Origin of the sequence: Streptomyces parvulus, from assembly GCF_014648855.1 — a bacterium.
GTDB lineage: Bacteria > Actinomycetota > Actinomycetes > Streptomycetales > Streptomycetaceae > Streptomyces > Streptomyces parvulus.
This window is the reverse complement of the sequence record NZ_BMRX01000002.1, coordinates 475,477-488,739: the sequence shown is the minus strand read 5'-3', so window position 1 is coordinate 488,739 and position 13,263 is coordinate 475,477. Positions and strand designations below refer to the sequence as shown.

Below are 13,263 nucleotides of genomic sequence, written 5' to 3'. Positions count from 1 at the left end.
CCTCCTTGAAACAAGCCGAGTTTAGGGACTGCCGACACGGCACTTCGACCCGTCCCCATTGGTGAGCTTGCCCACACGGAGCGTGATTCGTGGTCCGCTCGACCCGCGAAAGCCCTTGTAGTACCGCGGTACGCAGGACTCCTCGGGGAAACCCTAGCTCTCCCGTGTGGTCAAGGTCTCTGTAAGAGCGTGCTGCGGGCCACTCCGTTTCTTTGTGGAGTCCCTACTAATGGCCCAATGATTCTTTGCCCGCGGCAGACCCCTTGTCGCGAGGTTTACCCGTTAGTAGCGTGCGGGCTGTCTCGAACGTACTTGGGGTAACAGCTGTCGTGTGCGGCAGCGGTCGAAAGTGGGTGGGGCCGGTGTCGGTGCGCAGGCCGGTGGCGTGGACCGTGGCGGTCGTCCTCTTCCTGGAGGCGGTCGGCGTCGCGGCGCTGAACTGGTTCCTGGGGATCGTCGTCGACCGGCAGGACATGTCCCTGGCCGGTCTCGACCCGGACGCCATGTCCGTGTCGTCGAAGATCGGCGGGGTGGTCTTCGGGCTCTACTTCGCCCTGTGCGGGCTGGTCGCCCTGCTGGTGGCGATCCGCGACCGCGCGCCGGCCGGGCTCGGCCGGATCCTGCTGATCAGCGCGGCCGTGGTGCACGGGCTGCTCGGGGCGTTCAGCTGGGGGCTGGTGGGCCCCGGCGCCTTCGTCTTCATGATTGTCGTGCTGGGTCTCATCGTGCTGCTGCTGATGACCTACGACACCCGCGAGCGTCCCGCGCCCGAGCCGCGCCCCGCGGACGGCAGGGGCGACGACGGCTCGCCGGTCAGCCCTCCACCGGCGCCCACAACTCCGTGATGCCCGTGCCCAGCTCGGCGAGCAGACGCCGCAGCAGGGGCAGGCTGAGGCCGATCACGTTGCCGTGGTCGCCCTCGATGCCGTCGATGAAGGGGGCCGAGCGGCCGTCCAGGGTGAAGGCCCCGGCGACGTACAGCGGCTCGCCGGAGGCCACGTAGGCCGCGATCTCCTCGTCCGTCGGTTCACCGAAACGGACGACGGTGGACGCCGTGGCCGAGACGTGGCGGCCGGACGCGGTGTCCCAGACGCAGTGGCCGGTCTGGAGCGTGCCCGCCCTGCCGCGCATCGCCTTCCAGCGCGCGGTGGCCTCCTCGGCGTCGGCCGGCTTGCCGAGCGCCTGGCCGTCCAGGTCCAGCACCGAGTCGCAGCCGATCACCAGGGCGCCGTGCACCTCGGGCTTGGCGGCCACGACGGAGGCCTTCGCCTCGGCCAGGGCGAGGGCCAGGTCGGCGGGGGTGGGGGCGGTGACGGCGTCCTCGTCGACGCCGCTCACGAGGACTTCGGGGGCGAGGCCGGCCTGGCGGAGCAGACCCAGCCGGGCCGGGGACTGGGAGGCGAGGACGAGACGCCTGCGGCGCTGAGCGGTCATGCGGTCAGGTTAGCCACAGGGGGAGGGGGTGCCTCACCCCAGGCCGAGCACGATCATCGCCAGCACCATGGCCATGGCCAGGAGAACGCTCAGCCGTCGCAGCATGTGCTGCATGTCGCGCAGTTCTTCGGGCGGCTCGTTCTCGGGGTCGGACCACAGCATGGCACCAGCGTGCGGCTTCGGGAGGGGGCGGCGCTTGAGTACGGGTACCTAGATCGGGGCGCGGGGCCGTCCTGCTGTGCGCGGTTCCCCGCGCCCCTGGGTGGGTTGTCCCTAGCTTGGCCAGTAGGTGCGACCCCATGAGGCCGGGCCGGGCTGGGGGAGGTGGTGGGCTGCGATCCTGGACGGGTCGGACCACGCGTCCCTGCTGCGTGGCGTGCCCGCGGGCTCGGATTCCGCCGCCGCCGCGCGGGCCCTGACCACCGCCAGGGCCGCGGCCAGTTCCTCCGGGGTCGGGTTGCCCCGTACGACCTTGATCACAACGGCTCCTTACCGGGTCAGAGGGGGATGTTGCCGTGCTTCTTCGGAGGCAGGGACTCGCGCTTGGTGCGCAGCTGGCGCAGGCCTCGCACGATGTGGCGGCGGGTGTCGGACGGCATGATCACCGCGTCGACGTAACCGCGTTCGGCCGCCGTGTAGGGGTTGAGGAGGGCGTCCTCGTACTCCTGGATGAGGCGGGCGCGGACCGCCTCGGCGTCCTCGGGGTTCCCGCCGGTCTCCGCCTCGGCGATCGTGCGGCGGTGCAGGATGTTGACCGCGCCCTGGGCGCCCATCACGGCGATCTGCGCGGTCGGCCAGGCCAGGTTGAGGTCGGCGCCCAGGTGCTTGGAGCCCATGACGTCGTAGGCGCCGCCGAAGGCCTTGCGGGTGATGACCGTGATCAGCGGGACGGTGGCCTCGGCGTAGGCGTAGATCAGCTTGGCGCCGCGGCGGATGATGCCGTCGTGCTCCTGGTCGACGCCGGGCAGGAAGCCGGGGACGTCCACGAAGGTGAGCACCGGGAGGTTGAAGGCGTCGCAGGTGCGGACGAAGCGGGCCGCCTTCTCGGACGCGGTGATGTCGAGGCAGCCGGCGAACTGCATGGGCTGGTTGGCGACGATGCCGACCGGGCGGCCCTCCACCCGGCCGAAGCCGGTCAGGATGTTCGGCGCGAACATCGCCTGGGTCTCGAAGAACTCCGCGTCGTCCAGGACGTGCTCGATGACCGTGTGCATGTCGTACGGCTGGTTCGCCGAGTCCGGGACGATCACGTCCAGCTCGGCGTCCTCGTCCGTGACCGCGAGGTCGGCCTCCTCCGGGAAGGCGGGCGGCTCGGAGAGGTTGTTGGACGGCAGGTACGACAGCAGCTGCTTGACGTACTCGATGGCGTCCTTCTCGTCGCCGGCCATGTGGTGCGCCACGCCCGAGTTGGTGTTGTGCGTGCGGGCGCCGCCCAGCTCCTCGAAGCCGACGTCCTCACCGGTGACGGTCTTGATGACGTCGGGGCCGGTGATGAACATGTGGCTGGTCTGGTCCACCATGACCGTGAAGTCGGTGATCGCGGGGGAGTAGACCGCGCCGCCCGCGCACGGGCCGACGACCAGGCTGATCTGCGGGATCACGCCGGAGGCGTGGGTGTTGCGGCGGAAGATCTCGCCGTAGGCGCCGAGGGAGGCCACGCCCTCCTGGATGCGGGCGCCGCCGGAGTCGTTGATGCCGATGACCGGGCAGCCGGTCTTCAGCGCGAAGTCCATGACCTTGACGATCTTCTGGCCGTAGACCTCGCCCAGCGCGCCGCCGAAGACGGTGAAGTCCTGGGAGAAGACGGCGACCGGGCGGCCGTCGACGGTGCCGTACCCGGTGACGACGCCGTCGCCGTAGGGGCGGTTGGCGTCGAGGCCGAAGTTGGTGGAGCGGTGCCGGGCGAACTCGTCCAGCTCGACGAAGGAGCCCTCGTCGAGCAGGAGCTCGATGCGCTCACGGGCCGTCAGCTTGCCCTTGGCGTGCTGCTTCTCCACGGCGCGTGACGAACCGGCGTGCGTCGCCTCCTCGATACGGCGCGTCAGATCCGCGAGCTTGCCCGCGGTCGTGTGGATGTCGGGCTGCTGCTCTTCCGGCTCGGACATCGGGATGCGGCTCCCTGCCTGCTCAAAAGGGGGGACGGTTACTCGTTCGTAGAGTAGTAGGGGGTCTTCCGTTCGGCAGTGCGGTCTTTCCCACACCTAGGGTGGGTTGCATGACTCCCCCTGATGCCTCTGGTTCCCCGGGCGGCCGGTGGTCCGACCTGGACCGTCCTCCGCTGAACGGCACGGCGCTGCGCCGCGCGCTGGTCCGGGAGGGAGGGCTGTGGCACCGCCTCGACCTGGTGCAGCGCACCGGCTCCACCAACTCGGACCTGGTGGCCCGCGCCGCCGACGAGGACCTGGCGGAGGGGGCCGTGCTGGTCGCCGAGGAGCAGACCGCCGCGCGGGGGCGTCTCGACCGGCGGTGGACGGCGCCGCCGCGCTCCGGGCTCTTCTTCTCCGTACTGCTGCGGCCCACCGAGGTGCCGGTGGCCCGCTGGGGCTGGCTGCCGCTGCTGACCGGCGTGGCCGTGGCGACGGGGCTGTCCAGGGTGGCGGGTGTCGACACGGCGCTGAAGTGGCCCAACGACCTGCTGGTGACCGTCGGCGGCGAGGAGCGCAAGGCCGGCGGCATCCTCGCGGAGCGGGCGGGTGACGGCGTCGTCGTCGGTGTGGGCGTCAACGTCGGCCTCCGGGCCGACGAGCTGCCGGTCCCGCAGGCGGGTTCGCTGGCCCTGGCGGGCGCCGCCAGTACCGACCGCGACCCGCTGCTGCGGGGGGTGCTGCGGTCGCTGGAGGACTGGTACGGCCGGTGGCGTTCGGCCGGGGGCGATCCGGCGGCGAGCGGCCTCCAGGAGACGTACGCGGCGGGCTGCGCGACGCTCGGCCGCGTGGTGCGGGCCGAGCTGCCCGGCGACCGGTCGCTGGTCGGGGAGGCGGTGGCCGTGGACGGCGACGGCCGCCTGGTGCTGGCCACGGCGGCGGGGGTGCAGGAGCCGGTGGGGGCGGGGGACATCGTGCACCTGCGGCCGGCGTGAGCGGGGTGGTGGGGACCGGCGGGGGAGCGGCGGGTGGGGTGTCGCGGTGCGGGTCCCTCGTTCGCGGTTACGGTGCTGGGCCCCCGTCCGGGACAGGGCTTGCTGTGCCTGTGGTGGGCGTGATCCGGCGCGGGGCGGCGAGAGCTGGGAAGCGGGTCGGGGCCGCGGACGCGGGAGAGCGGGCGGTGGTGGCGTCGCGGGTGCGCGGGTGGCGTGACCCCGGTCCGGGGGGCACGCTCGGAGTGGGTGCCGGGCGGGCGCGGGCGGCCGGGGCCGAGGTCGTGCGGGCAGGGGACCGGGGCCTTCCCCGGGCGGGAGCGCGCGGGATCCGCGGTGCGGGCCGCTCGGCAGTGAGCTGGGGCACACCTGACGTAAAGTTGTGGCCGGTCGATACCTGACCGCGGCAGATCGGAAGGGCAGCAGGCTTGAGCGTCGACGACACGGGCTCCGGCGCGGACGGGGACGGCCGGGTGGACCCCGAGCCCGCCCCGGACGCCGCCGACTCCGGCGAGGACCCGCTCGCGCTGCGCCTCGAAGGGCTCATCCTGGGCGCCGAGCGCCGCTACACCCCCTTCCAGGCCGCCCGCAGCGCGGGCGTCTCCATGGAGCTGGCCTCGCGCTTCTGGCGGGCGATGGGCTTCGCCGACATCGGCCAGGCCAGGGCGCTGACCGAGGCCGACGTGCTCGCCCTGCGCCGGCTGGCCGGTCTCGTGGAGGCGGGGCTGCTCAGCGAGGCGATGGCGGTGCAGGTGGCCCGGTCCACCGGGCAGACCACCGCGCGGCTGGCCGAGTGGCAGATCGACTCCTTCCTGGAGGGCCTGACCGAGCCCCCCGAGCCCGGCATGACCCGCACCGAGGTGACGTACCCGATCGTCGAGCTGCTCCTGCCCGAGCTGCAGGAGTTCCTCGTCTACGTCTGGCGCCGCCAGCTCGCCGCCTCGGCGGGCCGGGTCGTGCAGGCCGCCGACGACGAGGAGATGGTGGACCGGCGGCTCGCCGTCGGCTTCGCCGACCTGGTCGGCTTCACCCGGCTGACCCGCCGGATGGAGGAGGAGGAACTCGGCGAGCTGGTCGAGGCCTTCGAGACCACCGCCGCCGACCTGGTCGCCGCGCGCGGCGGGCGGCTGATCAAGACCCTCGGCGACGAGGTGCTCTACGCCGCCGACGACGCCGGCACGGCCGCCGAGATCGCGCTGCTCCTCGTCGAGACGATGGCGAACGACGAGACCATGCCCGAGCTGCGCGTCGGCATCGCCTTCGGCACGGTCACCACCCGGATGGGCGACGTCTTCGGCTCGACCGTCAACCTGGCCTCCCGGCTGACCTCGATAGCGCCCCGGGACGCGGTCCTGGTCGACTCGGCGCTGGCGGAGGAGCTGATCCGCACGCAGGACGCGCCGGCCTCGGAGGCGGTCGCCGCCGAGGAGGCCGCCGCCGCGGAGAAGGCGGGCGAGGAGCCGCCGTCGTACCGCTTCGCGCTCCAGCCGATGTGGCAGCGTCCGGTGCGCGGTCTCGGCGTGGTCGAGCCCTGGCTGCTCACCCGCCGGGGCGACGAGAACGACCGGTCCTAGATAGCGCCGGGCAGCCCCTAGGGCCTGTCTGACAATTCCCTCCCCCAGCCTCCGGCCGGGAGGTGCCCCCAGCCTCGCGACGCCATGCACGCACTCTCGCCGCACCGGGCGCAGAGCCAAGTACATCCAGTACGAGGCTCTGCGCCCGGCACGGCGAGAGCACGCACCTGACGCCGCGAGGCCGCCCTCCGGGCGACGACGGGAATTGTCAGACAGGCCCTAGTCGCCGCCACCCCTCGCCCAGCAGGTCCACGCAGAGGCCGATGACCGGCACGCACAGGCCCGGATCGCGGGGTTCGGGCGCGGGTGCCGTGGGTTCGTCGCGGTGCGGTGGCGGGGTCGGGGTGGGGCGCGGCGCGGGGGCGTCGGAGTGCGGGGGACGCGGGGTGCCGGCGGGGTCGGTCGCCGGGGGGCGCGGAGCCTGCGGCCGGGCCGGGGGAACGGGAACGTCCGGGGCGTCGGAGGACGTCGTCGTCGTGCCGTGGGACGCCGCCGGGGACGGGGACCGGGACGTGGACGGCGCCGGTATCAGGCCTCCCGAGGGGGAACCGCCCAGGCCGCCCATCGCGGAGGTCGCCGAAGGGCTCACGCCCGTCGGGCCGGCGGAGCGGGAGGCGGTGCCCGGGGTCCCCGTCCGGTCGGCCGCGGACGCGCCGCCCCCGTCCACCCGCGGCGCGGCCTGCGCGCCGTACCCGCCCGCGTCGCCGCCGGGCCCGGGCAGCAGGCGTACGAGGCTCAGGGCGCCGGCCGCGACCGCGAGGCCGCCCGCGGCCAGCAGCACCTTGCGGGGGCGCGGCCGGCGGTGGCGGCCGCGGCGTCCCCACGGGTGCGCCCGTCCGGTCGGTGTGCCGGTCGTCGTCATGATCCCTCCCCGGTGCCCGCCGGCCCCCGCCGCGCCGTGGCGGAGCGACGCTACGGGCTGCCGTGTGCCCGGGTACGGCGGTCGGCGTGATGTCACTCGAACGGGTGGGCGGCGCACGGCGGCACGGAACCGGTCCGGCCTTCCGCCGCGCGGGCGCGCCTGCGATGATCGGACGGTCGATTGTTAACACGCGTTAACCGGAGGGTGCCATGAGCGAGGAGCGGTTCGGAGATTTCGTCCTGGTGCGGCGGCACGGGGACGGGCATGTCGCGGAACTCGCGCTGGACCGGCCCAAGGCCATGAACGCCGTCTCGACCGCGATGGCCCGCTCCGTCACCGAGGCGTGCGCGGCGCTCGCCGGGGACCCGGCCGTGCGGGTGGTGGTGCTGACCTCGACCCATGAGCGTGCCTTCTGCGTGGGCGCCGACCTGAAGGAGCGCAACTCCTTCTCCGACGCCGACCTGCTGCGCCAGCGGCCGGTGACGCGCGGGGCCTACACCGCGGTGCTGGAGCTGCCGGTGCCGACGATCGCCGCCGTGCACGGCTTCGCGCTGGGCGGCGGTTTCGAGCTGGCGCTGTCCTGCGACGTGATCGTGGCCGACCCGACGGCGGTGGTGGGGCTGCCCGAGGTGTCCGTCGGGGTGATCCCCGGCGGTGGCGGTACGCAGCTGCTGCCGCGCCGGGTGGGAGCGGCGCGCGCCGCCGAGCTGGTGTTCACCGCGCGCCGGGTGGAGGCCGCCGAGGCGCGCGAGCTGGGGCTGGTGGACGAGCTGGTGGACGAGGGCGAGGACCGGGCGCGGGCGCTGGAGCTGGCCTCGCGGATGGCCGCGAACTCGCCGGTGGGGCTGCGGGCGGCCAAGCGCGCGCTGCGGCTCGGGCACGGCCTGGACCTGCGGGCGGGCCTGGAGGTCGAGGACGCGGCGTGGCGGTCGGTGGCCTTCTCGGGCGACCGGGCGGAGGGCGTGGCGGCGTTCAACGAGAAGCGGGCGCCGCGCTGGCCGGGAGAGTAGTCCCTCTCCTGCCCCTCTCCGCCGTTTACGCCCCGTTCGCCCTGCTTGAGTCACGTTTCCGGCTGGATCTCCCTAGCCTGGAGTGATGGGTGAGGACAGACGGCTCGCGGCGGTGGTGGCACTGGCGCAGGGCATGGCCGCCGCGCACAGCTCCCGCGAGGCGTGGCGGGCGGCGGCGGCCGGCGCCTGTCTGGCACTGGGCGGCAGCTTCGCCGCGCTGTCGGTGTGGGAGCGCGAGCTGGGCCGGCTCCGGGTCCTCGTGAACGTGGGCAGGCGCGCCGAGGACGAGGAGGAGTTCCCGGAGGACGAGTCCTACCCGGTGCACCAGTTCGCGGAGATCACCGAGTTCCTGCACGAGCGCTGGGCCGGCGGCGGTGAGCCCGACGCCTGGGTGGAGACGGCTGAGGGGCCCGCCGCCGGGCGGCCGGGATACGTCCACCAGCGGGTCGCCGCCCTGCGCCGCCGGGGGCGCGGCTGCTGCGTCGTCGCGCCGATCGTGCTGCACGGCCGCGCCTGGGGCGAGCTGTACGTGGCCCGCCCGGTGGGCGACCGGGTCTTCGCGCGGCCCGACGCCGACTTCGCCACCGTGCTGGCCTCCGTCGTGGCCGCCGGGATCGCGCAGGCCGAGCGCCTGGAGGAGGTCCGGCGGCTCGCGTACACCGACGCGCTCACCGGGCTCGCCAACCGCCGGGCCGTGGACGCGGCGCTGGACGAGGCCGTCGAGCGGCACCGCGGGGAGGGCGTGGTCGTCAGCCTCGTCGTCTGCGACCTGAACGGCCTCAAGAGGGTCAACGACACCCACGGGCACGCCGTCGGGGACCGGCTCCTGGAGCGGTTCGGGTCGGTGCTGTCGCTGTGCGGGGCGATGCTGCCGGGGGCGCTGGCCGCGCGGCTCGGCGGGGACGAGTTCTGCCTGCTCGCGGTCGGGCCCTCCGCCGACGAGGTGGTCAAGGCCGCCGAGGAGCTGTGCCGGCGGGCCGCCGAGCTGGAGCTGGGCGACGGGGTGGCCTGCGGCGTCGCGTCCACCCAGGACGAGGTCGGTCCGGTGCGCTCCGCCCGCCGGCTGTTCCGGCTGGCCGACGCCGCCCAGTACCGCGCGAAGGCCGAGCGGTCGGCCGGGCCGGTCGTCGCGGGCCGGGAGGGACCCGACGACCCCGTCGTCCGGCTCGCCGACGAGCCGACCCGCGAGGAGGACGGGGAGCGTCGGCGGTTCCGGGGGCGGCACTCGCCGTAGACCTCGGCCGGTAAGGGGTGAACGCGGTGCCCGATGGTGACGCATCCCCTCGTGACATCAAGGAATTCACTGCGTACGCTCCTGAATATGGATATGCACACTGTGGTGGTGGGGACGACCGGGGTGACCGCGTCCGACGTTCTCGCCGTGGCGCGCGCCGGTGCCCGGGTCGAGCTCTCCGAGGAGGCGCTGGCCGCCCTGGCCGCGGCCCGTGAGGTCGTGGACGCGCTGGCCGCCAAGCCGGAACCCGTCTACGGGGTGAGCACCGGCTTCGGTGCCCTGGCGACCCGGCACATCAGCCCGGAACTGCGGGCCGCGCTCCAGCGCAACATCGTCCGCTCGCACGCCGCCGGGATGGGGCCGCGGGTCGAGCGCGAGGTGGTCCGCGCGCTGATGTTCCTGCGGCTCAAGACCGTCTGCTCCGGTCACACCGGCGTCCGCCCCGAGGTCGCCCGGACCATGGCCGACGTACTGAACGCCGGGATCACCCCGGTGGTGCACGAGTACGGCTCCCTGGGCTGCTCCGGCGACCTCGCGCCGCTGTCGCACTGCGCGCTGACCCTGATGGGCGAGGGGGACGCCGAGGGGCCCGACGGCACCGTGCGCCCGGCCGGGGAGCTGCTCGCCGAGCACGGGATCGCGCCGGTCGAGCTGCGCGAGAAGGAGGGCCTCGCCCTGCTCAACGGCACCGACGGCATGCTGGGCATGCTGGTCATGGCCCTCGCCGACCTCGACACCCTCTACAAGTCCGCCGACATCACCGCGGCGCTGACCATGGAGGCCCTGCTCGGCACAGACAGGGTGCTCGCCCCCGAGCTGCACGCCATCCGCCCCCATCCCGGGCAGGCGGCCAGCGCCGCCAACATGCTCGCCGTGCTCCGGGGCTCGGGTCTGACCGGCCACCACCAGGACGACGCCCCGCGCGTCCAGGACGCCTACTCGGTGCGCTGCGCCCCCCAGGTCGCCGGCGCCGGCCGCGACACCATGGCGCACGCCGCGCTGGTCGCCGAGCGCGAGCTGGCGGCCGCCGTGGACAACCCCGTGGTGCTGCCCGACGGACGGGTGGAATCCAACGGCAACTTCCACGGCGCCCCGGTCGCCTACGTCCTCGACTTCCTCGCCGTGGCCGCCGCCGACCTCGGGTCCATCGCCGAGCGGCGCACCGACCGGCTGCTCGACAAGAACCGCAGCCACGGCCTGCCGCCGTTCCTCGCCGACGACGCCGGCGTGGACTCCGGGCTGATGATCGCCCAGTACACGCAGGCGGCCCTGGTCGGCGAGCTGAAGCGGCTCGCCGTACCGGCCTCCGCGGACTCCATCCCGTCGTCCGCCATGCAGGAGGACCACGTGTCGATGGGCTGGTCGGCGGCGCGCAAGCTGCGCACGGCCGTCGACAACCTGGCCCGGGTGATCGCCGTCGAGCTGTACGCGGCCACGCGCGCGATCCAGCTCCGCGAGGGACTGACCCCGGCCCCGGCCTCGCGGGCCGTCATCGACGCCGTACGGGCGGCCGGCGTGCAGGGCCCGGGGCCCGACCGGTACCTGTCGCCCGACCTGGCCGCGGCGGACGCCTTCGTGCGCGCCGGGCACCTGGTCACGGCGGCGGAGACGGTCACCGGCCCGCTGCGCTGACGCCGACGCGTGAGGGGCCCCGTCGTCGGACGGGGCCCCTCACGCATGACCGGCGACGCCGGAACCCTCAGAACTCGAGGCGTTCCCGGCGCACCGAGTACCCCACGAAACCGGCGCCGAGCCCGAGGCACAGGGCGCCGCCGATGACGTACGGGGTGCTGTCGAAGCTGCCGGTGTCGGCCAGCCGGGTCGTGCCCCCGTCGGTGGTCGTGGTGGCCGCCGTGTCCGCGGACGCGGCTCTGGCCTGTGCGGTGACCTGCGGAGACGGGGTCGCGGCCGCGGACTCGAACACCGGAGTGTCGGGTGTCGCGTTCGCCGACGGGACGAACCACAGGGCGCACAGGAGGCCCCCCGCGGCGGCGGCGGTCAGCAACGGACGGCGAGCGGATGACACGGAATATCGATCCCCTTGTGGCGCTGGCGAATTGGCCGTGTGGGCAGATGTTAGTGAAAGGCGCGGGTCACAGGAAAGTCACGGGAGCCGTCGGCCTTACGCTCCGGGCATGACCACTCCAGAGACATCCCGGTTCGTCCGCATTCGCGTCGAGCTCGTCGTCGAGATCGACGACGACGAGGCACTCACCGGCGCCGCACTTCAGCGCCTCGCCGAGGACGCGGACCTGCCCGAAGCGGAACGCGCCCGGTCCGAACGCGCTGTGACGGAGGACACCGCCGAGGCCCTGGCCCACCTCGTCGACCCCTTCGATCTGGTCGGGACGGTGCCCGGGGTCGAACTCCAGCAGGCCTCCTGGAGCAGCGAGCAGATCGACTGCGACCCCGACTCGCCCGAGTGGGACCTGCGCGAGGATGATGACGACGAGAACGACCCGGAGGACGACGAGGTGAGGGTCGGCTGACGCCACGTGGGGAAATTCGTGACCCCGGGTGGCAACCACCACCCGGGGTTTCGTCGTCTCACGGTGCGCACTGACCGATCCCCGTGCCCCCGCCCCAAGGGGTAAAACGTGGCGTGACCCACACCCATGAGCGATGTGGAACGGGACGAACCGGTCGTAGCGTTGAAAGTTATTGACGGGGTATCTCGGGGTTTCGGGAAATCGGCAACGATGGAGAAGCGTGTGATGACGGACGGTAAGCGGCGCAAGGGCCTGGCGGCCGCGTCCGCACTGCTCGGCGGTGTGCTGGTGCTCTCTGCATGTTCCAGCGGCGACGCCGACACCTCCGGGGGTGGGGACAAGACCTCGCAGGCCGAGGTCGACGAGGCGGCGGCCAACAAGACCTCCGAGGCCCAGATCAAGATCACGCCGAAGGGCGGCTCGGACAACGCCTCCATCAACAACGGCACCGGCGTCACCGTGAGCAAGGGCACGCTCACGGAGGTGAAGATGACCGCCTCGGACGGCACCGCCGTCGACGGCGAGATATCCGCCGACAAGACCAGCTGGAAGCCCAGCGGCCAGCTGGAGCGCGCCACCAAGTACCAGATCACCGCGACCGCCCAGGACTCCGACGGCCGCGCCGCCCACGAGAACGCGTCCTTCACCACGGTCTCCCCGGAGAACAGCTTCATCGGCAACTTCACGCCGGACGACGGCAAGACCGTCGGCGTCGGCATGCCCGTGTCGATCAACTTCGACAAGGAGATCACCGACAAGGCCGCCGTCCAGAAGGGCATCACGGTCAACACCAGCAGCGGCCAGGAGGTCGCCTGCCACTGGTTCAGCACCCAGCGCATGGACTGCCGCCCGGAGAAGTACTGGACGGAGAACTCCACCGTCACCCTCAAGCTGGCGCTCGACGGGGTCGAGGGCGCCGACGGCGTCTACGGCGTGCAGCAGAAGACGGTCACCTTCAAGATCGGCCGCAACCAGGTCTCCTACGTCGACGCCAAGACCAAGCAGATGAAGGTCACGCAGGACGGCAAGACGGTCAAGACCATCCCGATCTCCGCCGGTTCGCCCGACAACAAGACCTACGAGGGCGAGATGGTGATCTCCGAGAAGTTCAAGGAGACCCGGATGGACGGCTCGACCGTCGGCTTCACCGACGACGACGGCAAGGGCGAGTACGACATCAAGGACGTGCCCCACGCCATGCGGCTGAGCACCTCCGGCACCTTCATCCACGGGAACTACTGGGGCAAGGGCATCTTCGGCCAGGCCAACACCAGCCACGGCTGCGTGGGCCTGGAGGACGCCAAGGGCGCCAACGACCCGAACACGCCCGGTTCGTGGTTCTTCGACAACTCGATCATCGGTGACGTGGTCGTCGTGCAGAACACCGGCGACAAGACCATCGCCCCGGACAACGGCCTCAACGGCTGGAACATGGACTGGGCCCAGTGGAAGGCCGGTTCGGCGGTCTGACGCCGAACTCCCCACGGGCAGGCAGTACTTCGCACCCGGCGCCCGCCATTCCCCGCACGGGGGGTGGCGGGCGCCGGGCGTTCGGCGCGGCTTCTCATCGTCCTCTTACGCGGG

The 13,263-nt window shown here is 73.0% G+C and carries 14 protein-coding genes; 8 read left to right on the top strand and 6 right to left on the bottom strand.

Annotated elements, in window-relative coordinates:
- Positions 1-362: 362 nt before the first annotated feature.
- On the top strand, positions 363-845 hold the full coding sequence (locus IE108_RS05185; protein ID WP_064729525.1) for a hypothetical protein: 483 nt from the start codon (positions 363-365) through the stop codon (positions 843-845).
- Here the strand turns inward: IE108_RS05185 and IE108_RS05180 are convergent.
- From IE108_RS05180 to IE108_RS05170, 4 genes are all read right to left on the bottom strand, one after another.
- Positions 814-1,434, bottom strand: a complete 621-nt coding sequence (locus tag IE108_RS05180) for a nucleoside triphosphate pyrophosphatase (protein WP_064729526.1) — start codon at positions 1,432-1,434, stop codon at positions 814-816. The two genes, IE108_RS05185 and IE108_RS05180, sit on opposite strands and share 32 nt — an antisense overlap.
- Positions 1,435-1,467: 33 nt before the next feature.
- Positions 1,468-1,596 (bottom strand): morphogenic membrane protein MmpB, encoded by a 129-nt coding sequence (mmpB, locus tag IE108_RS35080; RefSeq protein ID WP_107420257.1) that lies wholly within the window; start codon positions 1,594-1,596, stop codon positions 1,468-1,470.
- 111 nt (positions 1,597-1,707) lie between these two features.
- Positions 1,708-1,914 (bottom strand): acyl-CoA carboxylase epsilon subunit, encoded by a 207-nt coding sequence (locus IE108_RS05175; RefSeq protein WP_079163646.1) that lies wholly within the window; start codon positions 1,912-1,914, stop codon positions 1,708-1,710.
- A gap of 17 nt (positions 1,915-1,931) precedes the next feature.
- Positions 1,932-3,539, bottom strand: a complete 1,608-nt coding sequence (locus IE108_RS05170; RefSeq protein WP_064729527.1) for an acyl-CoA carboxylase subunit beta — start codon at positions 3,537-3,539, stop codon at positions 1,932-1,934.
- A gap of 110 nt (positions 3,540-3,649) precedes the next feature.
- On the opposite strand from IE108_RS05170, the gene IE108_RS05165 reads away from it, so the two are divergent.
- Both IE108_RS05165 and IE108_RS05155 read left to right on the top strand, forming a co-directional pair.
- Positions 3,650-4,513, top strand: coding sequence for a biotin--[acetyl-CoA-carboxylase] ligase (locus tag IE108_RS05165; protein ID WP_064729528.1), 864 nt, complete (start codon positions 3,650-3,652; stop codon positions 4,511-4,513).
- A 425-nt stretch (positions 4,514-4,938) separates the two neighbouring features.
- Positions 4,939-6,084, top strand: a complete 1,146-nt coding sequence (locus IE108_RS05155; RefSeq protein WP_064729529.1) for an adenylate/guanylate cyclase domain-containing protein — start codon at positions 4,939-4,941, stop codon at positions 6,082-6,084.
- A gap of 208 nt (positions 6,085-6,292) precedes the next feature.
- Here IE108_RS05155 and IE108_RS05150 read toward each other — a convergent pair whose 3' ends face one another.
- Complete coding sequence (locus IE108_RS05150; RefSeq protein WP_229851612.1) at positions 6,293-6,946, bottom strand: hypothetical protein; 654 nt, start codon at positions 6,944-6,946, stop codon at positions 6,293-6,295.
- Between the two features lie 209 nt (positions 6,947-7,155).
- Between IE108_RS05150 and IE108_RS05145 the strand changes: the two genes are divergently transcribed.
- The 3 genes from IE108_RS05145 to hutH all read left to right on the top strand — a co-directional run bounded on the left by IE108_RS05145 (position 7,156) and on the right by hutH (position 10,822).
- Positions 7,156-7,956: an enoyl-CoA hydratase/isomerase family protein gene (locus IE108_RS05145; RefSeq protein WP_064729530.1), complete on the top strand. Its 801-nt coding sequence runs from the start codon at positions 7,156-7,158 to the stop codon at positions 7,954-7,956.
- Positions 7,957-8,041: 85 nt separating this feature from the next.
- A complete protein-coding gene (locus IE108_RS05140) occupies positions 8,042-9,190 on the top strand; it encodes a GGDEF domain-containing protein (protein WP_064729531.1) in 1,149 nt (382 codons plus the stop codon).
- Positions 9,191-9,283: 93 nt separating this feature from the next.
- On the top strand, positions 9,284-10,822 hold the full coding sequence (hutH, locus tag IE108_RS05135) for a histidine ammonia-lyase (protein ID WP_064729532.1): 1,539 nt from the start codon (positions 9,284-9,286) through the stop codon (positions 10,820-10,822).
- A gap of 67 nt (positions 10,823-10,889) precedes the next feature.
- On the opposite strand, the gene IE108_RS05130 is transcribed toward hutH, so the two are convergent.
- Entirely contained in the window at positions 10,890-11,216 is a 327-nt protein-coding gene (locus IE108_RS05130; protein WP_189397578.1) for an LPXTG cell wall anchor domain-containing protein, read from the bottom strand.
- Between the two features lie 109 nt (positions 11,217-11,325).
- Here IE108_RS05130 and IE108_RS05125 point away from each other — a divergent pair, with 109 nt between their 5' ends.
- Both IE108_RS05125 and IE108_RS05120 read left to right on the top strand, forming a co-directional pair.
- Positions 11,326-11,679 carry a hypothetical protein gene (locus tag IE108_RS05125; RefSeq protein WP_064729534.1) on the top strand — a complete coding sequence of 118 codons (354 nt, stop codon included), beginning with the start codon at positions 11,326-11,328 and terminating at the stop codon, positions 11,677-11,679.
- A gap of 225 nt (positions 11,680-11,904) precedes the next feature.
- Entirely contained in the window at positions 11,905-13,149 is a 1,245-nt protein-coding gene (locus IE108_RS05120) for a L,D-transpeptidase (RefSeq protein ID WP_064729535.1), read from the top strand.
- The last annotated feature ends 114 nt before the right edge of the window (positions 13,150-13,263 follow it).